Annotated in this window: 26 protein-coding genes, 2 tRNA genes and 1 pseudogene; 19 read left to right on the forward strand and 10 right to left on the reverse strand. The window is 58.9% G+C overall.

Annotation, left to right across the window (positions count from 1 at the left end; all coding sequences use genetic code 11):
- Nucleotides 1–306 precede the first annotated feature (306 nt).
- Nucleotides 307–834, forward strand: a complete 528-nt coding sequence (locus HMPREF2932_RS07030) for a CPBP family intramembrane glutamic endopeptidase (protein WP_071409893.1) — start codon at nt 307–309, stop codon at nt 832–834.
- Here HMPREF2932_RS07030 and HMPREF2932_RS13700 read toward each other — a convergent pair.
- From HMPREF2932_RS13700 to HMPREF2932_RS07045, 4 genes are all read right to left on the reverse strand, one after another.
- Nucleotides 831–1,034: a hypothetical protein gene (locus HMPREF2932_RS13700; protein ID WP_210397772.1), complete on the reverse strand. Its 204-nt coding sequence runs from the start codon at nt 1,032–1,034 to the stop codon at nt 831–833. The two genes, HMPREF2932_RS07030 and HMPREF2932_RS13700, sit on opposite strands and share 4 nt — an antisense overlap.
- 216 nt (nt 1,035–1,250) lie before the next feature.
- Entirely contained in the window at nt 1,251–2,615 is a 1,365-nt protein-coding gene (gene mgtE / locus HMPREF2932_RS07035) for a magnesium transporter (protein WP_071409894.1), read from the reverse strand.
- A gap of 169 nt (nt 2,616–2,784) precedes the next feature.
- On the reverse strand, nt 2,785–4,299 hold the full coding sequence (gene crtI, locus HMPREF2932_RS07040; protein ID WP_071409895.1) for a phytoene desaturase family protein: 1,515 nt from the start codon (nt 4,297–4,299) through the stop codon (nt 2,785–2,787).
- A 2-nt stretch (nt 4,300–4,301) separates the two neighbouring features.
- On the reverse strand, nt 4,302–5,150 hold the full coding sequence (locus HMPREF2932_RS07045; protein WP_070547169.1) for a phytoene/squalene synthase family protein: 849 nt from the start codon (nt 5,148–5,150) through the stop codon (nt 4,302–4,304).
- Between the two features lie 93 nt (nt 5,151–5,243).
- Between HMPREF2932_RS07045 and HMPREF2932_RS07050 the strand changes: the two genes are divergently transcribed.
- Together HMPREF2932_RS07050 and HMPREF2932_RS07055 are read left to right on the forward strand one after the other, a co-directional pair.
- The gene (locus HMPREF2932_RS07050; RefSeq protein WP_070547170.1) at nt 5,244–5,984 is read left to right on the forward strand and encodes an ABC transporter ATP-binding protein; all 741 of its coding nucleotides are present in this window, start codon (nt 5,244–5,246) and stop codon (nt 5,982–5,984) included.
- Nucleotides 5,985–5,987: 3 nt separating this feature from the next.
- Entirely contained in the window at nt 5,988–8,534 is a 2,547-nt protein-coding gene (locus HMPREF2932_RS07055) for an ABC transporter permease (protein ID WP_071409896.1), read from the forward strand.
- A gap of 37 nt (nt 8,535–8,571) precedes the next feature.
- Here HMPREF2932_RS07055 and HMPREF2932_RS07060 read toward each other — a convergent pair whose 3' ends face one another.
- Together HMPREF2932_RS07060 and HMPREF2932_RS07065 are read right to left on the reverse strand one after the other, a co-directional pair.
- Nucleotides 8,572–8,931 carry a fluoride efflux transporter FluC gene (locus tag HMPREF2932_RS07060; RefSeq protein WP_049157650.1) on the reverse strand — a complete coding sequence of 120 codons (360 nt, stop codon included), beginning with the start codon at nt 8,929–8,931 and terminating at the stop codon, nt 8,572–8,574.
- Complete coding sequence (locus tag HMPREF2932_RS07065) at nt 8,928–9,245, reverse strand: fluoride efflux transporter family protein (RefSeq protein WP_049157652.1); 318 nt, start codon at nt 9,243–9,245, stop codon at nt 8,928–8,930. The genes HMPREF2932_RS07060 and HMPREF2932_RS07065 overlap by 4 nt, the downstream gene beginning before the upstream one ends.
- Nucleotides 9,246–9,328: 83 nt before the next feature.
- On the opposite strand from HMPREF2932_RS07065, the gene pgm reads away from it, so the two are divergent.
- The 7 genes and pseudogenes from pgm to HMPREF2932_RS07100 all read left to right on the forward strand — a co-directional run bounded on the left by pgm (nt 9,329) and on the right by HMPREF2932_RS07100 (nt 13,956).
- Entirely contained in the window at nt 9,329–10,951 is a 1,623-nt protein-coding gene (gene pgm, locus HMPREF2932_RS07070) for a phosphoglucomutase (alpha-D-glucose-1,6-bisphosphate-dependent) (RefSeq protein WP_071409897.1), read from the forward strand.
- A gap of 6 nt (nt 10,952–10,957) precedes the next feature.
- Complete coding sequence (locus HMPREF2932_RS07075; protein WP_070754683.1) at nt 10,958–11,419, forward strand: MauE/DoxX family redox-associated membrane protein; 462 nt, start codon at nt 10,958–10,960, stop codon at nt 11,417–11,419.
- A 17-nt stretch (nt 11,420–11,436) separates the two neighbouring features.
- Nucleotides 11,437–11,904 carry a MauE/DoxX family redox-associated membrane protein gene (locus HMPREF2932_RS07080; RefSeq protein ID WP_070516121.1) on the forward strand — a complete coding sequence of 156 codons (468 nt, stop codon included), beginning with the start codon at nt 11,437–11,439 and terminating at the stop codon, nt 11,902–11,904.
- A 57-nt stretch (nt 11,905–11,961) separates the two neighbouring features.
- Nucleotides 11,962–12,717: a DsbA family protein gene (locus HMPREF2932_RS07085; RefSeq protein WP_070700739.1), complete on the forward strand. Its 756-nt coding sequence runs from the start codon at nt 11,962–11,964 to the stop codon at nt 12,715–12,717.
- A 100-nt stretch (nt 12,718–12,817) separates the two neighbouring features.
- A tRNA-Ala gene (locus HMPREF2932_RS07090) sits at nt 12,818–12,890 on the forward strand.
- A gap of 22 nt (nt 12,891–12,912) precedes the next feature.
- A tRNA-Ala gene (locus HMPREF2932_RS07095) sits at nt 12,913–12,985 on the forward strand.
- A gap of 175 nt (nt 12,986–13,160) precedes the next feature.
- Nucleotides 13,161–13,956 (forward strand): annotated as a pseudogene (locus HMPREF2932_RS07100) (methyltransferase domain-containing protein).
- 82 nt (nt 13,957–14,038) lie between these two features.
- Here HMPREF2932_RS07100 and HMPREF2932_RS07105 read toward each other — a convergent pair.
- Nucleotides 14,039–14,323, reverse strand: a complete 285-nt coding sequence (locus HMPREF2932_RS07105; RefSeq protein WP_046647394.1) for a cupin domain-containing protein — start codon at nt 14,321–14,323, stop codon at nt 14,039–14,041.
- A gap of 211 nt (nt 14,324–14,534) precedes the next feature.
- On the opposite strand from HMPREF2932_RS07105, the gene HMPREF2932_RS07110 reads away from it, so the two are divergent.
- The 4 genes from HMPREF2932_RS07110 to HMPREF2932_RS07125 are packed head-to-tail and all read left to right on the forward strand — an operon-like array spanning nt 14,535 to nt 18,441.
- Entirely contained in the window at nt 14,535–15,500 is a 966-nt protein-coding gene (locus tag HMPREF2932_RS07110) for an ABC transporter substrate-binding protein (RefSeq protein ID WP_046647393.1), read from the forward strand.
- Between the two features lie 6 nt (nt 15,501–15,506).
- Nucleotides 15,507–16,556, forward strand: coding sequence for a FecCD family ABC transporter permease (locus tag HMPREF2932_RS07115; protein ID WP_083306493.1), 1,050 nt, complete (start codon nt 15,507–15,509; stop codon nt 16,554–16,556).
- Between the two features lie 5 nt (nt 16,557–16,561).
- Nucleotides 16,562–17,641, forward strand: a complete 1,080-nt coding sequence (locus HMPREF2932_RS07120; protein ID WP_046647392.1) for a FecCD family ABC transporter permease — start codon at nt 16,562–16,564, stop codon at nt 17,639–17,641.
- Nucleotides 17,638–18,441: an ABC transporter ATP-binding protein gene (locus HMPREF2932_RS07125; RefSeq protein ID WP_046647391.1), complete on the forward strand. Its 804-nt coding sequence runs from the start codon at nt 17,638–17,640 to the stop codon at nt 18,439–18,441. Before HMPREF2932_RS07120 ends, HMPREF2932_RS07125 begins: the two co-directional genes overlap by 4 nt.
- On the opposite strand, the gene HMPREF2932_RS14010 is transcribed toward HMPREF2932_RS07125, so the two are convergent.
- Entirely contained in the window at nt 18,430–18,804 is a 375-nt protein-coding gene (locus HMPREF2932_RS14010) for an Lrp/AsnC ligand binding domain-containing protein (RefSeq protein ID WP_198525906.1), read from the reverse strand. The genes HMPREF2932_RS07125 and HMPREF2932_RS14010 overlap by 12 nt on opposite strands.
- Before the next feature lie 732 nt (nt 18,805–19,536).
- Between HMPREF2932_RS14010 and HMPREF2932_RS07140 the strand changes: the two genes are divergently transcribed.
- Nucleotides 19,537–20,262, forward strand: coding sequence for a fructosamine kinase family protein (locus tag HMPREF2932_RS07140; RefSeq protein WP_175973587.1), 726 nt, complete (start codon nt 19,537–19,539; stop codon nt 20,260–20,262).
- A 16-nt stretch (nt 20,263–20,278) separates the two neighbouring features.
- Here HMPREF2932_RS07140 and nadE read toward each other — a convergent pair whose 3' ends face one another.
- Complete coding sequence (gene nadE, locus HMPREF2932_RS07145; protein ID WP_369799707.1) at nt 20,279–21,094, reverse strand: ammonia-dependent NAD(+) synthetase; 816 nt, start codon at nt 21,092–21,094, stop codon at nt 20,279–20,281.
- Nucleotides 21,095–21,311: 217 nt separating this feature from the next.
- Between nadE and ykgO the strand changes: the two genes are divergently transcribed.
- The 4 genes from ykgO to nrdE all read left to right on the forward strand — a co-directional run bounded on the left by ykgO (nt 21,312) and on the right by nrdE (nt 24,768).
- Nucleotides 21,312–21,434, forward strand: a complete 123-nt coding sequence (ykgO, locus tag HMPREF2932_RS07150) for a type B 50S ribosomal protein L36 (protein WP_003847162.1) — start codon at nt 21,312–21,314, stop codon at nt 21,432–21,434.
- A gap of 433 nt (nt 21,435–21,867) precedes the next feature.
- On the forward strand, nt 21,868–22,107 hold the full coding sequence (gene nrdH, locus HMPREF2932_RS07155; RefSeq protein WP_046647387.1) for a glutaredoxin-like protein NrdH: 240 nt from the start codon (nt 21,868–21,870) through the stop codon (nt 22,105–22,107).
- A gap of 9 nt (nt 22,108–22,116) precedes the next feature.
- On the forward strand, nt 22,117–22,542 hold the full coding sequence (gene nrdI / locus HMPREF2932_RS07160) for a class Ib ribonucleoside-diphosphate reductase assembly flavoprotein NrdI (RefSeq protein ID WP_070516120.1): 426 nt from the start codon (nt 22,117–22,119) through the stop codon (nt 22,540–22,542).
- 63 nt (nt 22,543–22,605) lie between these two features.
- A complete protein-coding gene (gene nrdE / locus HMPREF2932_RS07165) occupies nt 22,606–24,768 on the forward strand; it encodes a class 1b ribonucleoside-diphosphate reductase subunit alpha (protein WP_071409932.1) in 2,163 nt (720 codons plus the stop codon).
- On the opposite strand, the gene HMPREF2932_RS07170 is transcribed toward nrdE, so the two are convergent.
- Nucleotides 24,765–25,454: a FadR/GntR family transcriptional regulator gene (locus HMPREF2932_RS07170; RefSeq protein ID WP_070700736.1), complete on the reverse strand. Its 690-nt coding sequence runs from the start codon at nt 25,452–25,454 to the stop codon at nt 24,765–24,767. The two genes, nrdE and HMPREF2932_RS07170, sit on opposite strands and share 4 nt — an antisense overlap.
- Nucleotides 25,455–25,568: the final 114 nt, after the last annotated feature.

A 25,568-nucleotide genomic window follows, 5' to 3' on the forward strand; every position in this document is an offset into this window, starting at 1 on the left:
AAGAAACCGCCGACACCAAACAAAACAAACAACTCAATACAAAGTTGAAGGACCAAGACTTATCGAGTCTTGGTCCTTCAATTCGTTTTACAACCATTGTGTGTTGCAATTTAAGGGTCCATTTCTGATTGCGCACGAACCACCCGAGACGTTGCGTATATCGATACCTGGAGCCAATTTGTCAGGGCGGCATTACTTACCCCACCAATGTTGCTCAGTCCTGTTCTCACACAGAATCGTAGAATGAGAAGCGCGAGTATTTTAGGGTCGCGTTGCTTCGCCGGTTCACGTTAAAGGACTAGGAACATGGTTGAATTTCTTTTCTTCCTTGCCCCTTCAGTGCTCTATATCCTTGTCCGACGCGGGTCAATCGGGGTGTCTCGAGCTCGGGCAAATGTGGGTTGGCGCTGGGGAAACCTGCAGGCAGCAGCTTTAAGTGTCATCTTGTTCCCTGTGCTGCTTGGATTAGGTTATCTTGGTATCCGTCTTGTATCTACGGATAGTCTCGGCATGCCGGGCGTCGTTTTTGTTCAAGGGGTAAGTGTTGCCGCGATTCTAAGGGCTGTAGGCGAAGAGTTTTTCTTCCGCGGATTTCTCGGGGGTTTACTTCTTCGGCGTTGGGGATTGTGGGCTGGAAACACTTTTCAGGCGGCTCTTTTTCTTTTGCCCCATTTGGTGTTGTTGAGCTTTGATGCTCATCTGTGGCCCGTACTTCCGGTTCAATTCCTCGGTGGGTGGATACTTGGCGCGGTGAGATTTCGCTCCGGTAGCGTCATTGAGTGCTCAGTCTTACATGCTGCCCTTAACATAGGTATCGGATTGCTGGCGGGTTAGGCGAAGGATTGCATGTGGCTGCTCAGGGCGACTATTTGTTGACACTGAGCACAAAGCCGCGTGCCGCAGGCATTTTCTTCGGACGTCAGGCGGGCAACTGCTTCGCGAATGACTTCAGGACGCTTGCAGAAGGCAAGGCGCACCTTGTACTGCCACGGTTCTGGGCCGTCCGTAAAAGCGGCAAGAGAGGTTGCAGCCACACTCTTTGTGGTGGACAGTTGGACGCAGAAATCGATGGTGTTCAGCCCGGTAGAGGAGAGGGGGTAACCGCATAGCAAGCGGCTCTAGTGTCATGCATGTGGAAGCCCAGCTGCTCTAGGGTGCTAAGGACTTGTTTCCAAGAGGACGATGCGGCTCTAGTACGGCCGCAGGAAGGTCGGCAGGCCGTGCGATGCAGCGCCGAAGCTTCTATCGGACTAGATACCCAGGACGGACTTTGCGATGAAGAAGTAGATAATCAAGCCCGTCGCGTCACAGAACGTGGAAATAAACGGGTTAGAAAACACAGCGGGATCCGCGCCCACCGTCTTAGCCACAATTGGCATGAGCCCACCTACCGTCGCTGACATCGAGCAGATAAGAAACAGGGTGGAACCGATCACGATACCGATATCGACGCCGTAGACCACCGTCGCCAAGACGAGACCAGCCAGTCCCAGTACGGCGCCGAGCAGCATTCCGACGCGCAGCTCGCGCCACATTACGGAAAGGAGGTCGCGCGTTCGGACGTCGCCAAGCGCGAGCGCACGGGTCACTGTAGTAGCCGCCTGGTTTCCTGTATTGCCGCCCGTGCCGGTGAGCAGAGGGATGAACAGCGACAGTACAACCGCCTTGGCCAAGGTGTCCTCGAAGGAATCGAGAACCCGCACGGTCAGCAGAGCTGACACAGCGAGCACGAGCAGCCAGAGAATGCGGGAGCGAACGAGCTTGAGCAACGGCGTCGACAAGTAAGGCTGCTGGAGTGCTTCCGTACCACCGGAACGAGCCGAGTCCTCGCTGTCCGCTTCCTCCATGATGTCCGTAGCGTCGTCCCACGTAAGAAGACCGACGAGGCGGTGGGAATCATCCACAATCGGCAGCGCTAGCATATCGAGGGGCAGGAACCACCGCACGGTTTCTTCGGCGTCAGCAGTCGCACGCGCATAAACCGGTTCCTTCATGATGTCCTCAATGAGCACGCCCCTCTTCGCGGTGAAGAGATCGCGCAGGCTTACGACGCCCACCAGGCGACGGTCCTTGCGCGTCACCGGAACGGTATAGATGGTCTCCAGTTCATCGGCCGTATCCCGTAGCGTGTACAGGGCATCTTCCATGCTCATTTCCGGGTGAATGTCGGGCACCTCGGGCGACATACGACGCCCGACGGAGCCCTTCGTGTATCCAAGGATCACTCCGGTCACATCGCGCTGGGTTTGGGTCAGCGATCGGAGGAGGCGATCCGCAATCTCGGCGGGCAGCTCATCCAAGAGGGCCACGCGGTCTTCGGGATCCAACTCGTCGAAGAATTCATAAACATCGGCATTCCCCAGCTCATCAATGATGTCCGCCTGGTGCTTTGCATCGAGCGCATCAAAGACCGCGATGGACTTTTCCCGCGGCAGCAGGCGGAGGGCTAGCGCAGCGCGGAGAGCATTTTGACGCTCCACAATCGCGATGAGGTCTTGACGGGGAACGCGGGCTAAGAGCTCCTGGAGACGAGGGGCCTTTTTAGGATCGATAGCGTCTTCTTGCTTCAGCCATGACTCTACGGTCTCGCTGGCCTGCTCAGTAGTTTCTGCCATCGCTTCGCCTTTCCACTCGACGTCAACCTCCTCAGACTACGCTATGCAGCGCTGCACGGCCTTTTCGTGAATTCCATGCCGTGGAGTGGGGACTGAGAACCAAGTTCTGTCACGGGGGTCAGCACTGGGGGAATTCAGCGCGAATTGAGAGTGCACTCGGGCCCAACGTTTAGCGCTGTTCACGCATCCGCGTGAGGACGTTGTGCGCAGAAATAAGGCACATTGGCACTCCCACGCCCGGCACGGTCGTTCCGCCCGCGTAGAACAGGTTCTTCAGTTTTCGCGAGACGTTGCGCCCACGGAAGAACGCGGACTGCTGCAGCGTATGTGCAGGCCCCACCGCTCCACCTGCCCACGCGTTATAGCGCTGCGCAAAATCAGAGGGCCCCACCGTTCGGCGCACGACGATGCGCTCGGCAAAGTCCGGAATGCCAAGCCATGTGCCTAGCTGGTGGATAGCGGCGTCAGCAATCGCGGCGACGCGGGCAGATTCTGTGTCGTTGTAGGCACTTCCGTGGCCAAACGCTTCTTCCGCCGGCACAGGGACGAGCACAAAGAGGTTCTCGCAGCCCTCCGGCGCCACGTCAGGATCCGTCGCGGACGTCTTCGACACGTAGATCGACTCCGAAGCACCCAGCGGGCGCGAGGCCTCCGGGCCGTGGTAGACGGCGCGGAAATCGGGCTCCCAGTCCTTGCTAAACAACAGAGTGTGGTGCTCAAGCTGCGGCAGCTCGCCGCGGACGCCGAGGAACACCAGAACCGTACCCAAACCCGGATCGCGCCGTGCGAAGTAGCTTTCCGGGTAGGTCCGCGCTGCCTCTGGCAGTAACGCGGTTTCGGTGTGGCGCAGGTCCGCCGCCGACACCACGGCCTCTGCAGAAATGAAGCGGCCGTCATCCAGCCGCACGCCAGTTGTGCGCCCGTCCGTGCACTCAATTGCCGTCACCGCGGTACCCATGAGGAAGGTTGCACCCTCCGCTTGGCGCGCAATCGCCGCGACCACCGCGGCGAAGCCCCCCTGCGGGTAGCGCACACCTTCGACCAGGTCGGTGTGGCTCATCAAGGAATACAGGGCCGGCGCGGCCTGAGGCTCGGTCGACAAAAACACCGCCGGATAGGTCAGGACCTGACGCAGGCGATAGTCCTGAAACTGCGCCGCTACCAGCCTGTCCAGCGAACGCGTCAGCAGCATCGCGAGCGTGCCCAGCCGCGTGAGCACCTCCCGTGTCAGCAGCTCAGTAGGGCGCGAAAACGTGGTGTACAAAAAGCTGCTCAGCGCCACCGCGTAGACGTCGGAGGAGCGCGCCAAATACGCCCGTACGCGCTCACCCGCGCCCGGCTCAATAGACTCGAATAGGTGCGCGACCTCCTCCACGCCGCTCTCCACATCTAGGAACGCGCCGTCCTCGTTGTACACGCGATACGCAGGCGAGAGGGGGACGAGGTCCAGCTCACGCTCGGTGCTCGTCCCACAGGCCCGGAAAAACTCATCAAAAGCCTCCGGCATGAGATACCACGAAGGCCCCGTATCGAAACGGAAGCCGTCGACTTCTAGGACTCCCGCCCGCCCGCCGACGCTACGCTGCTTCTCGACGACGACCACGTCCCAGCCCTCCCGCAGCATCAACGCCGCGGTGGCAAGCCCCGCGATGCCAGCGCCGATGACGACAACCCGCTTGCCCATGTTTATTTCACCGCCGATGCAGCTGCCCGGCTCACGAGGAAGGCCTTACGCGCTGGTGATACCGACACCCTTGTCGTGAGGATCTCGACGGCGGGGGTTGCCTCGAGCTGGTCGGTGAGCTCAGTAAAGAGGGCGGTAGCCGCCGCCACGCCCATGCGGGAGCCGCGCGGCAGCAACTCGATGGCACCCTGCGCTACAGACAGGTCCTCGCGAATATCAGCGATGATGGCAGCCTTCCTCTCCTCGTCCAAGCCAGTGGGATCGGGCAGCGCTGGAAAATACGAGCGGCCGAGGTCTGCGGAGTCCTCGCGCAGATCGCGCAAGAAGTTGATCTTCTGAAACGCCGCGCCCAAGCGCCGCGCGCCTTCCTCGATGCCGGCCGGTCGCGCCTGACCGGCGTAGAAGGCATCCAAACACAAGAGCCCAATGACTTCCGCGGAGCCGGACACGTAATTCTCGAAGGAGTCGTGTGTGTGCGTGCTCTGGGTCAGATCGCAGCGCATGGAAGCAAAGAACTCTGCGATGTGCTCGTCCTGGAATCCGCAGCGCCGCGCGGAGAGCGCATACGCGTGCACCACGGGGTCGGCGTGAAAACGCTGGGAGGGGGCGGCGCGGACGGTGGCCTCGTAGGCGTCGAGAAGCACGGCGGCGTCCTGGGGAGCAAGCCCCGCGTCGACGATCTCATCGGCCGTGCGCACCATGGCGTATAAGTTACGGATATCCACGCGCACCCTGGGTGAGAGAAGCCGCGTGGCCAGGGAAAAACTAGTGGAGTAGTGGCGCATGACCTGAGCCGCGGCTGCTTCGGCACAACGGTCGTAATGCTCTAGAGCGGAAAGGGATGCGCGCATGGAGCATATTTTAGACCACACGCGTCACATAACTTACCCAAGGCAAGATAGGGTAGTGACGTTACTTTCCCTATCTATAAGGAGAACACGTCCATGACCACCCCAACGACGACTGCCGCGGCACGCGCCGTTGACCTGTTCAAACAATACGGTCAGGGAGATACCGCAGTCACCGCGTTGGACCACGTCGACGTTGAGTTCGCGCGCAATACCTTCACCGCCATCATGGGCCCGTCGGGCTCCGGCAAATCCACCCTCATGCACACTATGGCGGGCCTCGATTCGGCGACGTCCGGCTCGGCTTTCATCGGTGACACCGATATGTCGCAGCTCAGCGATAAAGACATTACCGCCCTGCGCCGCGACCGCTTGGGTTTCATCTTTCAGTCCTTTAACTTGGTGCCCACGTTGACCGCGGCAGAGAACATCACGCTGCCTACCGATATCGCTGGCAACAAGGTCGATAAGGCGTGGTTTGATGAGGTCACCACGCGTCTTGGTCTGTCCCACCGCCTGTCCCACCGCCCAGCCGAGCTCTCCGGCGGCCAGCAGCAGCGCGTGGCGTGTGCGCGCGCCCTGGTTTCCCGTCCGGAGATCATCTTCGGTGATGAGCCCACCGGCAACCTGGATTCGAACTCCTCCGCCGAGGTGCTCGACATTTTGCGCACCGCCGTGGACAAGGATGGGCAGACCGTGGTTATCGTTACGCACGACGCCAAGGCCGCCTCGTACGCCGACCGCGTGGTCTTCCTCGCCGATGGCCGCCTGGTTAATGAGCTCATGAATCCGACCATGGAGTCCATCCACGCCGTGATGGCAGAAATCGAGGGCTAGAGCATGGCCACAAAGAACACCATGCGCACGGTCTCCGTGCGCAATATTCTCGCGCATAAGCTGCGCCTTGCCCTGACCCTGCTGGCGGTGGTGCTGGGTACCGCGTTTATCTCGGGTTCCTTCATGTTCACCAACTCGCTGTCGAACACCTTCGACTCTGCGGTGTCTACCGCATTTACCGGTGTGGATGCGGCCGTGAGCCAGAAGGAAGGCGGCCCAATCCTCGACCAGAAGATGCGCGATGACATCGCCGCCGACCCCGACGTGCGCGCAGTCAACATGCAAAGCAGCCAGACCGTCGTGGTTGCCAACAAGGATGCCGAGGCCTTTCAAACCGGCGGCGGCACCTCCAGCGTGCAGCCCTACTACCCGGAGGACCAATCCGTCGGTGAGCCCGCCACGCTTGTCGACGGCTCCGAGCCCCACGGGACCGGCGAAGTCCTCATCAACGACTCCGCCGCCGAGAAGTTCGGCATCCACGTCGGCGACACCCTCCTCGTCGTGCACCCGGACCAGCGCGATGAGGTGAAGGTCGTGGGCGTCGTCAAGCCTGTGGTGGACCAGGGCCCCAGTCTGACGTTGCTCATGGAACACGAGGCCTTCGTTGAGCGCTATGGAGACTCTTCCCAGCTGAAGGTCGCTGCGGCCGACGGCGTCGATGCCGATGCGCTCGTGGAGCACCTCAACAACACCTTCGAGGTCGAGGCGGAATCCGGCCAGAAGCTGGCCGATGAGCTGTCGGATCAGATTTCCTCTGCCCTGAAATTCGTCAACTACTTCCTCATCGCCTTTGGCCTCATCGCGCTGCTGGTGGGCACGTTCATTATCGCGAATACCTTCTCCATGATCGTGGCCCAGCGCACCAAGGAGTTCGCGCTCCTGCGTGCGCTCGGTGCTTCCCGCAGCCAGATCACGCGTTCGGTGGTGACGGAGGCCTTCATCGTGGGGCTCGTCGGCTCAGCCGTCGGCGTGGTGGCAGGTATGGGCTTAGTCGCACTCATCAAGGCAGTCTTTGAAGCTAAGGACATGCCCATGGGCGGCGGTCTGGGCCTGAGCGTCAGCGCAGTAGTCGTGCCGCTGCTCTTGGGCGCGGTGGTCACCATCGTGTCCGCGTGGGCGCCGGCGCGCCGCGCGGGTGCGGTAAAGCCGGTGGAAGCCATGCGCACAACCGAGTCTGCAGCTGGTTCTTCGCTCCTCGTGCGCAGCGTGCTGGGTGGACTGTTGCTCGTCGCGGGCATTATCTTCGCGGTCCTCGGCGTGCTTATCGACGCCTCCACGGGCATCCGTGCCTCCCTCGTGGGTCTTGGCGCGCTCAACCTGATCCTTGGCTTCTTCCTGGCTGGACCGGCCATCTCCCTGCCCATCGTTCCGGCGATTGGCCGCGTGATTGGTGCGCCCTTTGGTGCGGTGGGCAAGCTAGCCTCGACGAACTCGGCGCGCAACCCGCGCCGTACCGCGGCGACCGCATTCGCTCTCATGCTGGGCGTGGCGCTGGTGACCTCGATCGGCATGTTGGGTGCGACGATGAAGGCCTCGGTGGCCGGCACCGTCGAGCAGGACGCCCGCGCGGACTTCTTGCTGTCCGGCCCGACGTCTGGAAACTTTCCGACCCCGAACGAGACCGTGCAGCGCGCCAGCGATACTGAGGGCGTCGGACAGGTCGTGTCGATGAGTACCGCGCCGTTGCAGGTCGATGGTCAGGCCTCCATGAACTACAGCCCGGAGATGGCGATCAGCCAGGTGGTTGACGGCAACGCCGATGACGTCCTTAACCTCACCCTGGTGGAAGGATCGCTGAAGACGGGCGAGGAGCCGGGCTTCATCGCCGAAGCCGACCTGGCTGCAGAGCAGGGCTGGGAGGTCGGCCAGAGTTATGAGCTGGCGGGCCCGGATCTGTCTCGTACCACGCAGGTGAAGCTCCTCGGCACGTATGAGCCCTTCCAGATGCTCCCGCGCTTAGCTGTCTCCGCCTCCGCGGCAACGGAGGTCGTCGACCCGACTAGCCTCAACGTCATGGTGGTCTCCGTGAACGCGGAGGAAGGCTATGACAAGGAAAAGCTGCGCGCCAACCTGGAGGAGGCCGTCAAGGACCTCGTCGTGGTGCAGGTGCGCACCGGCGAGGAATACGCAGGCGAAGCCGCCGGCATGATTGACCAGATGCTCACCATCCTTTACGCGCTGCTGGCGTTGGCTGTGGTCATCGCGATCCTGGGCATCGTCAATACCCTCACCTTGGGCGTGATTGAACGACGCCAAGAGATCGGTATGCTGCGCGCGGTGGGCACCCAGCGCCGCCAGATTCGCACGATGATCACCGTGGAATCGGTACAAATTGCTCTCTTCGGTGCGCTCATGGGCATCCTCATGGGGCTGGGGATGGGGTGGTCCTTCATCTCCGTGCTTGCGGACGAGGGCCTCGACTCCACGACGGTGCCGTGGATGATGCTCGTCGTCATGCTCGTCGGCTCCGGCATCGTCGGTGTGCTGGCGGCCCTGTGGCCGGCCCACCGCGCGGCAAAGACCCCGCCGTTGGACGCCATCGCCGACTAACACTTCGCGCGCTTAGACGCGGAGTGCGGTGAGAAGGCTAGGCCAAAAGCGAGCCGACCCACGCCCCGCGCCACGCCAGGACGATGCCCAGGCCCACCGTCCAGAAGAGATACCGCGCCAAGCGCCACCAGCGCTTGGCCTTAATCATGTCACCGAGCTCTTTGGCCAACGTGGACCATGTCGATAGCCCGCCCGCCACGCCGGCCGCGAGCAAGGGGAGGAAGAACTCGGGGGTGTGCGCGTGCGTGGCGTAGCCATAGGCCACGCCGGCCACCGCAGAGCCGATGAGGTTGGCGGCGAAGGTACACGTGGGGGAGGGCAGGATGCGGGTTAACAGGTAGCGCCCGCAACCGCCCACAAAACCGCCGGCGAGTACGGCCAGGATGGAGAGGATCATGCATGCCTCCGATCCTGCAGGCGGTCACCTATGAGGTAGGCCCCGGTGCAGCCGACGACCGTCGCCAGCACGTAGGCCCCCGCCTGCGCCGGCCCGAAACCTGAAGTGAGATACGCAAACGCGGCAAAGCTGGTGAACCCACCCAAGAAACCCGTGCCCCAGAACGCGGGCGGTTTGGCATAGCCCATGACAGCGCTGCCAACAACGTTGATGAGCAACAGCGGCAGCGCGCCGCCCCCGAGAAGCGAAGAAAGGCCAAAGCGGGCCAGCGCCCCGAGCGCGGTCCCGCAGCCCACAAGAAGGATCTGTGGCATAGGCACCATCCTAGTTGGGATGCGAAAACGTCGTGAAGCAGGCAAGCTTAAGGTACATCCACATCCCCAAGGAGGAAACCACCATGGCACACGAGCGCGCCGGCCAACTAGCCCAGCCTTCGGATCTCATCGATATCGCGGAGTTGGTCACCGCGTATTACACCCGCACCCCCGACGCCGATAACCCTGACCAGCAGGTTTCCTTCGGCACCTCTGGACACCGCGGCTCAGCCTTGGACACCGCCTTCAATGAGGCCCACATCCTGGCCATCACCCAGGCCATCGTGGACTACCGCGCCGAGCAGGGCACCACGGGCGCCATCTTCATCGGCCGTGATACCCACGCCCTGTCCGAACCCGCCATGGTCTCCGCCCTCGAGGTCCTCCTTGCCAATGAACTGGAGGTTCGGGTGGATGACCGCGGCCGCTACACCCCGACCCCGGCCGTCTCCCACGCCATCCTGACCAACCCGGGCACCGACGGCATCGTGATTACCCCCTCCCACAACCCGCCGCGCGATGGTGGATTCAAGTACAACCCGCCAACGGGCGGTCCGGCGGATACCGATGCCACCGACTGGATTGCAGCAAAAGCCAACGACTACCTGCGCGCCGGGCTCGACGGGGTGAAGCGCGTACCGGTTGACGGCGTGCTCGATGCGCGCTGCGTCAAGCACAATTACCTCGACTCTTATGTGTCCGATTTGGCCAACGTCGTGGACATGGCGGCTATCAAGGACGCCGGCGTGCGCATCGGCGCGGACCCGATGGGCGGCGCCTCGGTGGACTACTGGGCGGCCATCGCTGAGCACTACGAGCTGAACATGACCGTGGTGAACCCCGACGTCGACGGCACCTTCCGCTTCATGACGCTGGATACCGACGGCAAGATCCGCATGGACTGCTCCTCCCCGGACGCCATGGCTTCGTTGGTGGATAACCGTTCCAAGTACGACCTGGCCACGGGCAACGACGCCGACGCGGACCGCCACGGCATTGTTACGCCGGACGCTGGGCTGATGAACCCGAACCACTACCTGGCTGTGGCCATCGAGTACCTGTTTAGCCACCGCCCCCAGTGGGGAAATGCGGGCGTGGGTAAGACCTTGGTGTCCTCTTCCATGATCGACCGCGTCGTGGCCAGCCTGGGCCGGGAGCTCGTGGAGGTGCCGGTGGGCTTCAAGTGGTTTGTGCCGGGGCTTGTCGACGGCTCCCTCGGCTTCGGCGGCGAAGAATCCGCCGGTGCTTCCTTCCTGCGCTTCGACGGTACGGTGTGGTCCACCGACAAGGACGGCATCATCTTGGACTTGCTGGCCGCGGAGATCCTGGCGGTGACGGGCAAGACCCCGTCGCAGCGCTACGCGGAGCTGGCGGAGGAATATGGTGCGCCGGCCTATGCGCGCACCGACGCCCCAGCTACCCGTGAACAGAAGGCCATCCTGAAGAAGCTCTCCCCGGAGCAGGTGACGGCTACGGAGCTGGCGGGCGAGGAGATCGTCGCTAAGCTCACCGAGGCGCCGGGCAACGGTGCGGCGATCGGCGGCCTCAAGGTGACGACGGAGAACGCGTGGTTTGCCGCGCGCCCGTCCGGCACGGAGGATAAGTACAAGATTTACGCTGAGAGCTTCCGTGGCGAAGAACACCTCAAGCAGGTGCAGGAAGAAGCACAGGCGCTGGTGTCACAGGTTCTCGGAGGTCTAGGCTAATGGTTTATGACAGCCTTACGATCCCTATCGGTGCCTGACCTCATCAGCGCGCTCGCACGCTATGGAATGGCTGCCGTGTGGATTATCGCCGGCATACAGAAACTGGATGCCCGGATGGAGATGACCCAGGCCATCGAGGCCTATGGCATCTTTACCCCGGAGTGGTCCGGATACTTGGCCTACCTCATCGGGCCCCTAGAACTCATGGGTGGGGTGCTGCTGTTGTTGGGGCTGTTCTTGCGGGAGGCGTCGTCAGTCGCTGCGATGGTTGTGGTGCTGTTCATGGTGGGCATCACGCAGGCGTGGGCGCGGGGGCTCGTCATTGATTGCGGGTGTTTTGGCTACGACCCCGCCGACATAAGCCAGGGCATGAACTACGCACTGACGCTGCTTCGCGACGCTTTCTTCCTCGCCCTCACTGTCTGGACCATCCGGCGCCCCTACCGCCGCTATGCCCTTCACCCGTAGATTGTTAGGCTAACTCCGTGACCAAAACCAAGATCAGTGCACCTCTCGTGCTCGACATCATTAGTGCATTCGCGCGATTCTATATGGCCTATGTGTGGATCAAGGCGGGGGCGTCGAAGCTGACGGATCAGCTCGCGGTGTCGCAAAGCATCAAGGCATATGAAATCTTTACCCCTGAGTGGTCGCACTACTTGTCCTACCTGATTGGCCCGCTGGAGATCTGTGGCGGCCTGCTGCTATTGCTGGGGCTGTTTTTGCGACCATCGGCGTGGGTTGGGCAAATAGTTCTGGTGCTGTTCATGATCGGCATCGCGCAGGCGTGGGCGCGGGGACTCGGAATTGATTGCGGTTGCTTCTCCGTGAGCCCTGATGAAGACGCGCAAGTGATGAATTACATGATGACACTTCTGCGAGATGTCTTCTATTCTGTCTTAATGGTGTGGACGATCAAGCGTCCTTTCACCAAGTTTGCATTGCACCCTTAACAGTGGTGTGTAGGCTTTCATCTGTTCGAACTTAAGTCATAAAGGCAAGGTTGTTTAATGAGTACAGTCAAAGACCCCAACTCCAAAGGCAATAGTGGATTCGTCTGGGGCCTCGCTGTTCTGCTGGTTATTATTGCCGTGGTCATCGGATACATCGTCTATCAAGGGCGAGGTGCACAGACCGATGCGCTGGGGGACTACGCCGCCGAGGGCGTCTCCATGGAGATTTCCTACGCGGACAATGCGGTAACCCTCAAGTCCGCGGATGCAGCAAAGGACGCAACCGAAGTAGACCTGTACGAGGACTACTCCTGCCCGCACTGTGGTGACCTGGCGAAGGAAACCGACGAGCAGATGAAGGATGCGATTGATGCGGGCGAGCTCGTCGTGCACGTGCGCACCCTCAACTTCCTTGACGGCAGCCCGAACGGCTTGGAGAGCATCAAGTCCAACACGGGCCACTCCTCCAAGGCGGCAGCTGCGATGGAGCAGGTAGCAAAGACCGGTGATGCCAAGCTCTACTGGAACCTGCGTAAGTACCTCATGGAGAATCAGTCCAAGGTGTACAACAAGTGGGAGATGGAAGACTTCGCTGCTGCCGCGAAGGAACTGGGCGCAGATGATGCCACGGTAAAGGCCATTGAAGAAGCCCCGGTTGGTGAAGGAAACCCACTGGTGACCTCGAACTACGAAAAGCTGGAGAGCGAAACCGGAAGCGTGTCCTCGCCGCGCATCATCAAGGACGGCAAGGACATTCCAGAAGACGAGAACACGTCCATCATGGAGTGGGTTGGCCTCGTCCTAGACAAGTAGCCATTGAGAAAATAACGCGCCCCAACTCGCGATTTGGTGAGTGAATGGGGAGCGGATATATTGATACGAGTTGCAATCGTGAAGGTTGTACCTCGTATGAGGGGCTATGGCGCAGTTGGTAGCGCACCACACTGGCAGTGTGGGGGTCACGGGTTCGAATCCCGTTAGCTCCACTTCATAATTCAATACAGCTTTGGGGCTATGGCGCAGTTGGTAGCGCACCACACTGGCAGTGTGGGGGTCACGGGTTCGAATCCCGTTAGCTCCACTTTATACCCTCTTTCCACTGGTCAGAAGGTTTTATTTTTGTCTGGGGAATTCTTTGTTGACGTCTAGTTATGACTGTGTTTAAAGCCAGGTGAAATCCAAGGTTGAGTGCCGGGGACGTGGTCGACGAACTGGTAAAACCGGACTGATTCATTGGGGAGGGCAATCAGGTCCTCATGAGTGAACAAATGATCGGCACATCACGTGCGGATGAATCCATGCAAGGCCACTGGCTTTTGGCCAAATTGGGAAAGTGAGTCCTTTGCCTCGGTGGGCGCAGACTAACAGATGAATTGCTCGAACTATCCGGAATTCCGAACGTTGATGTAGTTGAACCAGCGCCTAGTCTTGGGCGCACGCCGGGTAGGATTCTTGAGCTCACGCCTTCGAGTTATACAGGTGCGGATAGTGATCCGGATGCTGTGGCTGCAGTGCGCCGCGTCTTTGGCCTGCGTGCAAAGCTAATTGAGGCCGACGCCGCTGAAACTGGACTGGCCGATGAGTCGGCTGACCTTGTGATTGGGAAGCGATGCTCACCATGCAGGGTGAGAAGGCTAAGAATGCAATCGTTGCAGAGGCTGCGCGCATCCTACGTCCGGGTGGGCGGTACGCCATTCACGAACTGGGGCTAGTTCCTGAAGAACTAGCAGATGGGGTGAAGGATGAAATCCGTCAAAGCCTTGCGCGCGCAATTAGGGTGAACGCGTGTCCGCTGACCTTGGGCGAATGGACGGCAGTGTTTGAGGCTAATGGCTTTTTAAAGCCGCCAAGGTTGAGACCGCGCCGATGGCTTTGCTGCAGCCGCGTCGAATTCTTTCCGATGAAGGATTCTTAGGCACGCTGTGCTTTGTGAAGAACCTTCGGAATAACTCCGATGCCCGCAAGCGGGTGCTGCAGATGCGAAAAACCTTCAACACGCACAGCGAGCACCTCAACGCCGTGGCAATCGTGGCAACGAAGCCAGAGCGTTAGGAAGCTGGAACGCTATCTAGGCGCGATTGCGCACTACGGTCGGCAGGATTGCTGAGTCTTCCAAGGAGAGCAGTCCATGACGCTACTGAGGCACCACAGCATGCTCATCGGCGCTCAACTCTAGTGAATCGTCGTCTGCGGTAAGCCGAACTTTTCCGCTCAATACGTGCAAGAGTGCCTCGCCAGGGTTCTCGTGCTTAGACAATTCCTTGCCGTCTTTCAGGACAAGCAAGACCTGTAAAAGGGAACCACCAGGCACTGCGCGGAACACGTGGGTTGCACGCCCGCTTTCTGTCCCAGCCGCCTTATTTAGCAGTTCTTCAGCCAGCGCTTTTAGATTAACGCTGACGCTTGGTGTCTCAGCCATTTTCGAAATCTCTTCCAAATGTTAAAGGGGATTGAACTGCGCTAAGCGATGCCAGGTGTAAATGGTTGACCGTCTAGTGTCGAGTCTATATCTTTGGTATATCAATCCTTACAATGAATAGTCCTACCTATTGAAAGTTAGGCAACCCTACTCAAGTGGTGTATATTTGCCATGGTTAATTGATCCCTGTTCCCAGCAAAGGAAATAACAAGTGAAAAAGACGGCATTGATGGCTTTAAGTGCTGCTGCAGCCCTCGTTCTTGCGGCGTGCTCCACCTCGGGGGAAGAAGCCTCGGGGGAAGATGCAGCGACTGGCGACGGTGAGCAGCTGACTCTGTCCCACCCCAGTATTGAGGGGCTAAACATCGACTTCGAAAACCAGCCAGAAACCATCGTTATGGACTGCTACGCCTATAGCTCTCTGCACGAGTACGGCATTGAGCCGGATGCGTTGTTTGGTTTTGAGTGTGACAACCCAGCGTTGATGGGTGATGCTGACATCGAAGGTATTGAGACCATCGGCCAAGATGCTGAGATCGATCTGGAAAAGCTGGCTGAACTGCGCCCGGATGCCATCATCGGCAACGGTAACGCGAAGGGTTGGTCTTGGTTCGATGAAGACGTCAACGCTCAGTTGCAGCGCGTTGCGCCTTTCGTGCCGCTGCCATCGGAAGGCTCTATTGATCAAAGGATTGCGGATACCCGCGAGATTGCAGAGTTCTTCGGCGCAGACGTAGAAGCTGACAACATCGTGGCGGCAGATGGAGACTTCGCAGCGGCCAAGGAAGCGTTCACCGCAGCAGTAGACGGCAAGGATTACAACTTCCTGCTGACCAGCCCAACCAAGGAAATGCTCTATACCGGCGTGGGCTTCCCGCAGGCGGACATGCTGGAAGAACTTGGCGCAAACATCGCAGGCCCAGACACACCAGCGGAAGGAAACCCGTGGGGTCGAGTGGCGTGGGAAGATGCTTCGACCTACCCTGCTGATGTCATCTTGGTAGAAAACTATGACCCAGAGGCGCCATTTACTGCGGAGCTGTGGGACAACCTTCCAGCTGTCCAGGCAGACCAGGTATCCACGTGGTCTTCCAAGGGTGCGTTGACCAGCCGTAACTATGCCGATTGGCTGCAGGATCTTGCAGACAAGGTAGAGACCTACGACAAGGTGAGCTAGTCTTTTATGCCAGCAAGTTCCACCACCTCCACAGCCCCGAAGGCTGTGGAAAGGCCAGTTGCTCCGGCCAACCGGCTCATTGGTTTCATTATCATTGCGGTCTTATGTGCCGGTGCGCTGGTGTTGAGCATGATGGTGGGCTCACGCAGCATTCCACCGTCGGATGTTTTTCATTATCTGATTAACCCGGATCCGGCGGATCCGGTATCGCAGGTGGTCTGGCAGTCTCGCGTTCCACGTACTTTCCTGGTGTTGGTTGCCGGTAGTGCGTTGGGGGTCGCGGGTGGTTTGATGCAGGCTGTGACCAGAAACCCAATGACGGACCCGGGGATTTTGGGCGTTAATGCGGGTGCTTCTCTCATGGTGGTTGTTGGCCTGGCATTTTTTGGGGTTACAGATATCTCCCAGTACATGTGGTGGTCTTTTGCTGGTGCGATTGTGACCTCGGCGGTGGTCTTCGCCATTGGCAACAGTGGTCCATTGCGTGGCAGTCCGGTGCGCATGACCTTGTCCGGTGTGGCATTGGGGGCGGTGCTGGGCGGTTTTGCATCCGCGGTGTTGCTGACCAATTCAGAAGTTTTGGAACGCATGCGTGGCTGGTCAGCGGGCACCACAGCATCGCAGCCTCTCGATGCCACCTTGTCCATCACCCCATTTATCTTGGTAGGCTTGCTTATTGCGCTGGCCAGCACTCGCGCATTGGATGTGCTTTCACTGGGTGAAGCGGCATCGGTTGCTATGGGCGCGCACCCGCAAAGAACCAGGCTGGTGGTATTGGTAGCAATTGCACTGCTAGCCGGTGGCGCTACTGCGGCGGCGGGGCCCATCGGATTTATTGGGCTGTTGGCACCACATCTATCCCGCATGATCGTGGGCCCACATCAAGGGTGGATTATGGCCTATTCAATCGTCTTGGCCCCAGCGGTTTTGGGCGTGAGTGATGTTATAGGTCGCGTGATTACTGCTGGGGAAGTGCCCGTGGGAGTAGTAACTGCATTCGTTGGCGCACCGCTGTTGATTTACATGGTGCGTAAGTACCGCATTCCGGAGGTTTAAGCGCGATGGTTCACACAACGAATCCGGATACGAAGCAAGAGCTTGAATTCGGGCGAAAGATTTTCCGCATCGGTCCCAAAGAACGCCCGGTGATGCTTATCGGGGTGCGCACAGCTGTCGTCACAGGTGGACTCTTATTGGCGACTGCGCTGATTGCGGTGTACTCCTTGGTTGATGGTTCTGCATCCATCACCGTTGGTGAAGCGTTCCAGGCGTTGACCGGCAACGGTGATTCCTACACCAACATGATTGTGGTGGAATGGCGCGCACCGCGCACGCTTCTGGCAATCCTGCTGGGCGCAACACTGGCCATGAGTGGAGCTATCTTTCAAAACCTCACCGCGAATCCATTGGGCTCACCGGATGTGATTGGTTTTCAGACCGGTTCCTACACTGGCGCGCTCATCGTCATGTTGATTCTCGGCGGTGGCACCACCGCTACGTTGTTGGGGGCTCTCACTGGAGGTATCGCTACCGCGATGGTGGTGTTCTTCCTTGCCTCCAAGCGCGGATTCGCTGGTGGCGTGCGTCTTATCATCGTTGGCATTGCTGTCAGCGCCATGCTGGCCTCGGTCAACGTGTGGATTTTGCTCACTGCCACGGTGGAAGATGCCATCATGGCGAGTTTGTGGGGCGCGGGAAATCTCTCCGGCACCTCCTGGAATTCGCTGCTGCTGGCATTTTGTGGTTCTGCCGTGTTCATCCTGATGGCAGCACTGCTGGCGCGCCCGATGCGTTTGATGCAGATTGGTATTCCTTTCGCGGTTGCGCTGGGGCAAAACGTCCGCAGGGTGCAACTATTGGCAGTTGTTGCCGGCATCGGATTAACGGCGCTGGCAACTGCCACCGCCGGGCCGATTTCCTTCATCGCGCTGGCCTCGCCCCAGATTGCCCGTCGCCTGGTACACGTTGATGGCCTGGCGCTGGCCCCCACCGCAGCCGTGGGGTCTTTCCTGTTAATACTCGCCGATACGGTTGCCCAAAGAATTGACCCTGAATCCCCGCTCCCAGTAGGTATTGTCACCGTATCCATCGGTGGCGTGTACTTCCTGTGGTTGCTCATGAGAGAAGGCCGACGCAAATGACACGACTTCTAGTAGAAAACGCCCAGCTTGGATACGGCGACAAAGTTATCTGCCCAGGCGTGGATCTTCAGATTCCAGATGGCCAGTTCACGGTCATCGTTGGCCCCAATGCCTGCGGCAAGTCCACTTTGCTCAAGAGCTTGACCCGTTTGATTGCGCCGCAAGAGGGGAAGATTCTTTTAGACGGGCAGTCTTTGCACAAAAAGCCCACCAAAGAAGTAGCGCGTGAAGTGGGTCTTCTGCCGCAAGGCCCGGTTGCCCCGGACGGCATTCGCGTCATCGATCTGGTCTCACGAGGACGCTACCCGCACCAGAGTTTGTTCAAGCCTTGGTCGCCCGAGGATGAGCAGGCGGTGAAAGAGGCCATGGAGGCAACCGGAATTAGGGAGCTTTCAGGCAGGCTTGTCGATGAACTCTCGGGCGGTCAACGCCAACGCGTCTGGATGGCGGTGGCGTTGGCGCAGCAGACGCCAATCTTGCTTCTCGATGAACCTACCACATTCTTAGACGTCAGCTACCAGATTGAGTTGCTGGAACTTTGCCGCATGCTCAACCGGAAACGGGACTACACACTGGTCGCCGTATTGCATGACTTGAACCAGGCAGCGCGCTACGCCGATCACATCATCGCCATGAAAGACGGCGAAGTTGTAGCCACCGGCGATCCTGCAACCGTTATTACTGAAGAGCTCGTGCGCACCGTATTTGGTGTGGATTCTAAGATCATCGCTGACCCAGAGTCTGGAGCACCGTTGATGATCCCAACGTGGAGCCACCAAGTATCAAATTCAAACAGATAATTCTGACGTTAATTTTACCTGTTCCATGTGCACCTCAGTTTTCGCGTTGTGGACGCAATCGATGCGGGTGAGATGGTCGATCTGAAATTGACGATAAGCGGTGAGATCGGCCGCCACTATTCGCAGCATGACATCGCATTCACCAGCCATGAGGTGGCATTCCACGGCTTCTGGAAGTGGCTGACTCTCTTGAATGAATCGCTCAACAGTCTCAAGGTCCTGGCTGGTGAGCCAAACTCTGGCATAGGCGGTAAATCCTTTGCCGACCTTTGTGGGAACAAACAGGGCAACGTAACCCCGAATAATTCCAGCGTTCTCCAGTGCATGGACTCGTCGGATACAAGTGGAAGGGGACAGGTGCACGGCATCCGCGAGTTCATTGACGATTCAATCCAAGCGGAAGTCCACGCTTGAAGACCTGGTGAAACGCCTATTTGATCAAGGGCAGCTTAATCGAGTGTGTGAAGCGTCCTGGGTTTAGTTCCTCAGCTAAGGAAGGATTGAACTATGCCTAGAAGGTATTCCGTTGAGTTCAAGGAGAAGGCTGTCATCCGGCGGCGATGGAATTGCCTAGTGCTCTCTTTTGTAATGCTGTCGCTCTCGTTTAGCCAAAGGTCTATTAGCTGTTCCACGGTTGTGCTGTTTGTCAGCTCTAGCTTCTCTTTTTCAGCGGGGGAGATCCATTTAATCCCCGATGCCTCTGCCTTATCGATGTCTGCCTTATTGCGGTTCAACCAACTTTCGGCGTCCTTCTTTTCTTTAAAGGTGATCGGTGCTCTGTGCAAAATGCCTTGGTGTTTGAAACTGGCACGCCACCTATTTTTTCCGCGTTGCTCAATTCGCCCCCACGAACGATGGGGCTTATACTTCGGGCCTTTTTCTTTTCGTTTTCGTTCTGCATATTGGGGAACCTTCGGGGAACTCTAGCGCCGTTTTGTGTCATATAATGATGTTAGAAATTACCTAAAATAAATGCAGGTTAAATAGGCATAATGCCAGCTAGGCAAGGGGTAATATTTAGAAACCGATGGAATCCCGTTAGCTCCACCAGTGGCCGTCTCTGTTATGGAGCCGGCCTTTTCCTATGCTGGGAACATGGATGTTTTCACCAAGACCGTGTCCCGTCCTGATCAAGCTGGTGCCGAGGCTGCTGGGTTGAGATGGCTGGCGCAGGCGCATGGCGACGTCGTCGTGGACGTCGCCGAAGTCACCCCCACATCTATTAGCACTCGGCGGGTTGAGCAGTCGCGACCGAGTGCCCTCGCTGCCCGCGCTTTTGGTGCTGCGCTCCGTACGGTCCATGAAGCAGGAGCGCCCGCTTTCGGCGCGCCGCCGGCGGGCTGGGAGGGCGCGAATTTCATTGGACGCGTGGAACAACGCTGCGAACCATGCGAATCCTGGGGCGAGTTCTACGCCGAGCAGCGGGTGTCGCCTTTTATAGGAGGACTGCCTCAAGAGCTACAGGGGATAGTTCGACAAGCATGCGAGGCTATAAAAGCCGTTGAGTGGGACGTGAAACCGGCGCGAATTCATGGCGACCTGTGGGCAGGAAACGTATTGTTTACTGCCTCGTCGGCCGTGATGATCGACCCAGCCGCACACGGCGGACACCCGTGGACGGATTTGGCCATGCTGGAGCTATTTGGCACGCCGTACTATGGCGAGATACTGCGTGGTTATGGGGTGGGGGAGGAGTATCACCAGTGGGTGCCGGTGCATCAACTACACCCGCTGGCGGTTCATTCGATGACGCATGGTCCCGCGTATTATGTACCGCTCGAGCGGGCCGCACGTGCCACGCTCGAAGCGTTGGGCGGATAGTCTTCCTTGTGAGGCGTTAGGCACTAGTGGGTCCTGGCGGCATGGCGCGCTTATGGGCGCCGCGGCGCCAGAGGCTTTCGATGCGCTCGCGGGCGTCGTCAGGCACGGCCTTGCCCTCGAGGTAGTCGTCGATATGGGCATAGGTCACGCCGAGTGCTTCCTCATCAGATAACTGTGGGCGGTCATCCTCCAAGTCGGCGGTGGGAACCTTCTTCCACGTGGACTCGGGCGCCCCCAGGTGCTCGAGAAGCTGAGCGCCCTGACGCTTGTTGAGTCCGGCGAGCGGGATGACGTCAGCGGCGCCGTCACCCCACTTGGTAAAGAAAGCCGTGACGTTTTCGGCGGCATGGTCGCTTCCGATAACGAGTGCGCCGACCTCACCAGCCACCGCATATTGGGCGGACATGCGCAGACGTGCCTTTAGATTTCCACGGTTGAAATCGTCCAAATGCTCCGTGTTGAGTGCGGAAGCAACGGCGCCGTCGAGAGCCGCTGTGGCGTCCGCGATGTTGATGGTGAGCCGGTAATCGGGCTGGATGAAATCGAGCGCTACTTGCGCATCGTCCTCGTCCGCTTGCGTGCCATGGGGAAGACGTACGGCCCAAAAGTGAGCGCCATCGACACGCTCGACGGCCAGCTGGGCCAAGCGACCGGCAAGGGTAGAATCCTGACCACCGGAAATGCCGAGGACAAAGCCCTGAGCGCCGGTGTTGCGTAGATACGTGGCGAGGAAGTCGACGCGGCGTTCAACCTCCTCTGCCGGATCAATGGAGGGTTTCGCCCCTAGCGCAGCGATGATCTCTTCCTGAAGCTCCCTGGATGCTTGTGTCATAGCGACCATGGTAGCCATCACGCGCGGCGGTGGTCCGAGGGTCTGCGAGGTTGGTTCGAGGAAAAGTTGGCGTGGCTACTTCTCGATGACGTGAGTGTTTTGGTAATGAGGCGCTCGTGGGGTAATATTTTTCCTCGTGTCATTGCTGGGTGTTTGCCCAGCTGTGCTTTGAACTAATCAATCGCATCAAGATTGCGCATAACGAAAGGAGCGCCCGATGAAGGTTCGCAAGTCGCTTCGGTCGCTGAAGAAGAAGCCGGGCGCCCAGGTTATTCGCCGCCACGGTAAGGTCTTCGTGATCAACAAGAAGGATCCGCGCTTCAAGGCTCGCCAGGGCTAAGAAACAAGTGTCCTTGGTCCGCCGTCCCCGCGTTGTGGGGGCGGCGGATTTTTTATGCCTCCCTTCACGGCCGGGGGAGGGTGTCGCGGGTGATCTGCTCCCTTTTGTGGACTTTGTCACAAACTGAGTGAACGTTTGGTAAACGTGCAGGGAATATCACCCGTGTAGTTACCGCCGTGACGGCGGGGGTTGTGGCGGGGTGTCAACATGTGGGGTCGGGCCGAGTTACATCCTGGGAATACCAGCCATGTAACTACTACATATTGTGTTAGTTGCGGGGTGCGGGCACAAAGTATAGTGTCGTTGATGTTGCTCGGGCGGCGGCCCTACATCACCGCTCAGAGCTCGCATGCAGAGCCGCTAAACGCTCTGCTCGTATCGAATTCAACAGTCACTCCGCGTGTAGTGCCGAAGGAAGCTAAAGGAACGTCACATGAGCATCACCCTCTACACCAAGCCAGCTTGTGTCCAGTGCAACGCCACCAAGAAGGCCCTCGACCGTGCTGGCCTCAAATACGAGACGGTGGATATCTCCCTTGATGATGATGCCCGCGACTACGTGATGGCTCTGGGGTACGTCCAAGCGCCGGTCGTTGAGGCGCACGGTGAGCACTGGTCCGGCTTCCGTCCTGACCGCATCAAGGCACTCTCTGCGATGGCGGCGAGCGCCTAGGACAAAACCATGTTGGTCGTGTATTTCTCTTCCGCTACGGAAAACACCCACCGCTTCGTCGAGAAGCTCGGCCTTCCCAGCGTCCGCATCCCGCTGCGCCTCAGTGATGAGCCCCTCACCGTGAATGAACCCTACGTCTTGATTTGTCCGACGTATGGGGGAGGGGCATCGATGAGCGGGCGGAACACGCGGCCTGTCCCCAAGCAAGTCATTCGTTTCCTGAATGACGAACACAACCGCGGTTTCATTCGTGCTGTCGTCGCTGGAGGTAACAGCAACTTCGGCAGTGACTTTGGCAAGGCCGGCGAGGTCATCGCAGCCAAGTGTAAGGTTCCTTATGTGTACCGCTTCGAACTTCTCGGAACCGAGGAAGATGTCACAATTTGCCGTGAAGGCCTCTTGGCCAACGCGGCCGCTTTAGGTTTAGCCGCCTAAGGCTTTAATTCCTACCAACCCATCTCTCCATTTCGCCATAGCAAAGAAAGGCCCGTGAAAGTCGTGACCACGCAACTGGGTAAGACCGTCGCTGAACCTGTGAAGCCGGAAGAGCAGCTGGACTACCATGCGCTCAACGCCCTGCTGAACCTGTATGACGAAAACGGCAAGATTCAGTTCGACAAGGACCGCGAGGCCGCGAACCAGTTCTTCCTCCAGCACGTCAACCAGAACACCGTCTACTTCCATGACTTGGAAGAAAAGATGCGCTACCTGGTAGAAAACAAGTACTACGAGCCGGAACTGATCGAGCAGTATGACTTTGAGTTCATCAAGTCCCTGTTTAAGCGCGCCTACGCTTTTAAGTTCCGCTTTAAGACCTTCCTGGGTGCCTACAAGTACTACACCTCCTACACGCTGAAGACTTTCGACGGCCGCCGCTACCTCGAGCGCTTCGAGGACCGTGTATCCATGACTGCCTTGTTCCTGGCTGACGGCGCCACGAAGCTGGCGGAGCGCCTCGTCGATGAGATCATGACCGGTCGCTTCCAGCCGGCCACCCCGACGTTCCTCAACGCCGGCAAGGCACAGCGCGGCGAGCTGGTGTCTTGTTTCCTGTTGCGCATCGAGGACAATATGGAGTCGATCGGCCGCTCCATTAACTCTGCTCTGCAGTTGTCCAAGCGCGGTGGCGGCGTCGCTCTGCTGCTGTCCAATATCCGCGAGTCTGGTGCACCCATCAAGCACATCGAGAACCAGTCTTCCGGCGTCATCCCCGTAATGAAGCTGCTCGAGGATTCCTTTTCCTACGCCAACCAGCTGGGCGCTCGTCAGGGTGCTGGTGCGGTCTACCTCAACGCGCATCACCCAGACATCATGAACTTCCTCGACACCAAGCGTGAGAACGCGGATGAGAAGATCCGTATCAAGACTCTCTCGCTCGGCATCGTGATCCCGGATATTACATTCGAGTTGGCAAAGAACAACGACGACATGTACCTGTTCAGCCCGTACGATGTTGAGCGCGTCTACGGTAAGGCCTTCGGCGATATTTCCGTCACTGAGCACTACGAAGAGATGGTCGAGGATCCGCGTATTCGCAAGAAGAAGATCAACGCTCGCCACTTCTTCCAGACCGTCGCGGAGCTACAGTTCGAGTCCGGATACCCGTACATCATGTTCGAGGACACCGTGAACCGTGCCAACCCGGTCAAGACTGGGCGCATCAACATGTCGAACCTCTGCTCGGAGATTCTGCAGGTGAACTCCCCGTCGGAGCTCAACGAGGACCTCACCTACAAGACCTTGGGCAGCGACATTTCCTGCAACCTTGGATCCCTCAACATCGCCGCGACCATGGATTCTCCGGACTTCGCCCTCACGGTGGAAACGGCCATCCGCGGATTGACCGCTGTGGCAGACAAGACTTCCATCAACTCCGTGCCCTCCGTGCGCAAGGGCAACGATGATTCCCACGCCATTGGCCTTGGGCAGATGAACCTTCACGGCTACCTCGGTCGCGAGCACATCGAGTACGGATCGGAAGAGGGCCTCGATTTCACCAATTCCTACTTTGCGGCGATCATGTACGCTGCGCTGCGCGCATCTAACAAGCTGGCGCGTGAACGAGGCGAGTACTTCACGGAGTTCCCGGAGTCTGAATACGCGAGCGGCGAATTCTTCGACCGCTACGACCCGGCCGACTTTGCTCCCCGCACGGAGAAGGTCAAGGAGCTCTTCGCTAAGTCGTCGATCCACACCCCGTCGGTAGAGGAGTGGGCGGAGCTGAAGGCGGACGTCGCCAAGCATGGCATTTACAACCGCAACCTGCAGGCGGTGCCGCCGACGGGCTCGATTTCCTATATCAATAACTCGACCTCCTCGATCCACCCGATCGCGTCCAAGATCGAGATTCGTAAGGAAGGCAAGATCGGCCGCGTCTACTATCCGGCGCCGCACATGGACAACGACAACCTGGAGTACTTCAAGGACTCCTACGAGATCGGCTACGAGAAGATCATCGACACCTACGCCGAGGCTACGAAGTACGTTGATCAAGGTCTGTCGCTGACGCTGTTCTTCAAGGACACCGCCACTACCCGCGATATCAACCGCGCCCAGATTTACGCGTGGCGCAAGGGTATTAAGACCCTCTACTACATCCGCCTGCGCCAGATGGCTCTGGAGGGAACCGAGGTTGAGGGCTGCGTTTCCTGCATGCTCTAATCCTTATTCGCACGCGCCTCAAGCAAGATGGCGCGTGCGATTTTTTCTGCCCCAGGTGAGTCGCCTCGGACGATGGCTTCCGCCAAATCGAGGTGGAGCTGGGCGGTACCGGCCGTCGGGTTTCGCTTGCGGGAACCATAGAGTGAACGCCCGCGCACCATGGACAGCAGATAGGGGCTCAGCGCTGAGAACATCTCATTGCCTGAGGCGTGGAGGACCATGGCGTGGAATCGTAGATCTGTGGCGAGGTGCTCGCCGACGCGCCGCGTGGGTGTGACCTGGAGACGCTGGGCCAGCTCCAGAATCTCTTCCTTATCTTCAGGGGAGGCATGCTGTGCGGCTAAGCCCGCGGCGACAGGCTCGATGGCGAGGCGCAGATCATTAAGGGAGGTGCGCTGGCTATCGCGCGCTTTCTCTGAGCCCAGGCGCCACGAAATGATAGCGGGATCGTAGACCGCCCATTCGCTGATGGGGAGCACTGTAATGCCGACGCGGCGCGAGGAAGAGACCATTCCTAGTTGCTCCAGTGCGCGCATGGCTTCGCGCGCCACGGTTCGGGAAATACCGAAGCGCTCGCAGAGGTCGTTGAGCGTAAAACGTTCACCGGCGGGGAGGGCGCCGCTGACGATGTCAGTGCCCAGCGCGTCCAAAACAGTGCTGAGTAGGGGAGCGGAGGGTTCAGTCATTCCATCGAAATCGGGGTCGTGGGAGTATGGCTTAAGTATAAAACATGCAGGAATTTTGGCCCCTAGTTTTACCGGGTACGATGGCACCAGACATATAAAAACTAGTAAGACGAG

This window comes from Corynebacterium sp. HMSC074H12 (assembly GCF_001813755.1).
In the GTDB taxonomy this organism is placed as follows: domain Bacteria; phylum Actinomycetota; class Actinomycetes; order Mycobacteriales; family Mycobacteriaceae; genus Corynebacterium; species Corynebacterium hiratae.

What these genes read in the sequence shown, in the direction of transcription:
- ykgO (WP_003847162.1), top strand. Translation starts at nt 21,312, where the DNA reads ATGAAGGTTCGCAAGTCGCTTCGGTCGCTGAAGAAGAAGCCGGGCGCC.
- HMPREF2932_RS07050 (WP_070547170.1), top strand. Translation starts at nt 5,244, where the DNA reads ATGACCACCCCAACGACGACTGCCGCGGCACGCGCCGTTGACCTGTTC.
- HMPREF2932_RS07120 (WP_046647392.1), top strand. Translation starts at nt 16,562, where the DNA reads ATGGTTCACACAACGAATCCGGATACGAAGCAAGAGCTTGAATTCGGG.
- HMPREF2932_RS07055 (WP_071409896.1), top strand. Translation starts at nt 5,988, where the DNA reads ATGGCCACAAAGAACACCATGCGCACGGTCTCCGTGCGCAATATTCTC.
- HMPREF2932_RS07170 (WP_070700736.1), bottom strand. Translation starts at nt 25,454, where the DNA reads ATGACTGAACCCTCCGCTCCCCTACTCAGCACTGTTTTGGACGCGCTG.
- crtI (WP_071409895.1), bottom strand. Translation starts at nt 4,299, where the DNA reads ATGGGCAAGCGGGTTGTCGTCATCGGCGCTGGCATCGCGGGGCTTGCC.
- nrdI (WP_070516120.1), top strand. Translation starts at nt 22,117, where the DNA reads ATGTTGGTCGTGTATTTCTCTTCCGCTACGGAAAACACCCACCGCTTC.
- HMPREF2932_RS07140 (WP_175973587.1), top strand. Translation starts at nt 19,537, where the DNA reads ATGGATGTTTTCACCAAGACCGTGTCCCGTCCTGATCAAGCTGGTGCC.
- HMPREF2932_RS07105 (WP_046647394.1), bottom strand. Translation starts at nt 14,323, where the DNA reads ATGGCTGAGACACCAAGCGTCAGCGTTAATCTAAAAGCGCTGGCTGAA.
- HMPREF2932_RS07085 (WP_070700739.1), top strand. Translation starts at nt 11,962, where the DNA reads ATGAGTACAGTCAAAGACCCCAACTCCAAAGGCAATAGTGGATTCGTC.
- HMPREF2932_RS07075 (WP_070754683.1), top strand. Translation starts at nt 10,958, where the DNA reads ATGACAGCCTTACGATCCCTATCGGTGCCTGACCTCATCAGCGCGCTC.
- HMPREF2932_RS07125 (WP_046647391.1), top strand. Translation starts at nt 17,638, where the DNA reads ATGACACGACTTCTAGTAGAAAACGCCCAGCTTGGATACGGCGACAAA.
- mgtE (WP_071409894.1), bottom strand. Translation starts at nt 2,615, where the DNA reads ATGGCAGAAACTACTGAGCAGGCCAGCGAGACCGTAGAGTCATGGCTG.
- HMPREF2932_RS07115 (WP_083306493.1), top strand. Translation starts at nt 15,507, where the DNA reads ATGCCAGCAAGTTCCACCACCTCCACAGCCCCGAAGGCTGTGGAAAGG.
- pgm (WP_071409897.1), top strand. Translation starts at nt 9,329, where the DNA reads ATGGCACACGAGCGCGCCGGCCAACTAGCCCAGCCTTCGGATCTCATC.
- HMPREF2932_RS07060 (WP_049157650.1), bottom strand. Translation starts at nt 8,931, where the DNA reads ATGATCCTCTCCATCCTGGCCGTACTCGCCGGCGGTTTTGTGGGCGGT.
- HMPREF2932_RS07065 (WP_049157652.1), bottom strand. Translation starts at nt 9,245, where the DNA reads ATGCCACAGATCCTTCTTGTGGGCTGCGGGACCGCGCTCGGGGCGCTG.
- HMPREF2932_RS07030 (WP_071409893.1), top strand. Translation starts at nt 307, where the DNA reads ATGGTTGAATTTCTTTTCTTCCTTGCCCCTTCAGTGCTCTATATCCTT.
- HMPREF2932_RS07045 (WP_070547169.1), bottom strand. Translation starts at nt 5,150, where the DNA reads ATGCGCGCATCCCTTTCCGCTCTAGAGCATTACGACCGTTGTGCCGAA.
- nadE (WP_369799707.1), bottom strand. Translation starts at nt 21,094, where the DNA reads ATGACACAAGCATCCAGGGAGCTTCAGGAAGAGATCATCGCTGCGCTA.
- nrdH (WP_046647387.1), top strand. Translation starts at nt 21,868, where the DNA reads ATGAGCATCACCCTCTACACCAAGCCAGCTTGTGTCCAGTGCAACGCC.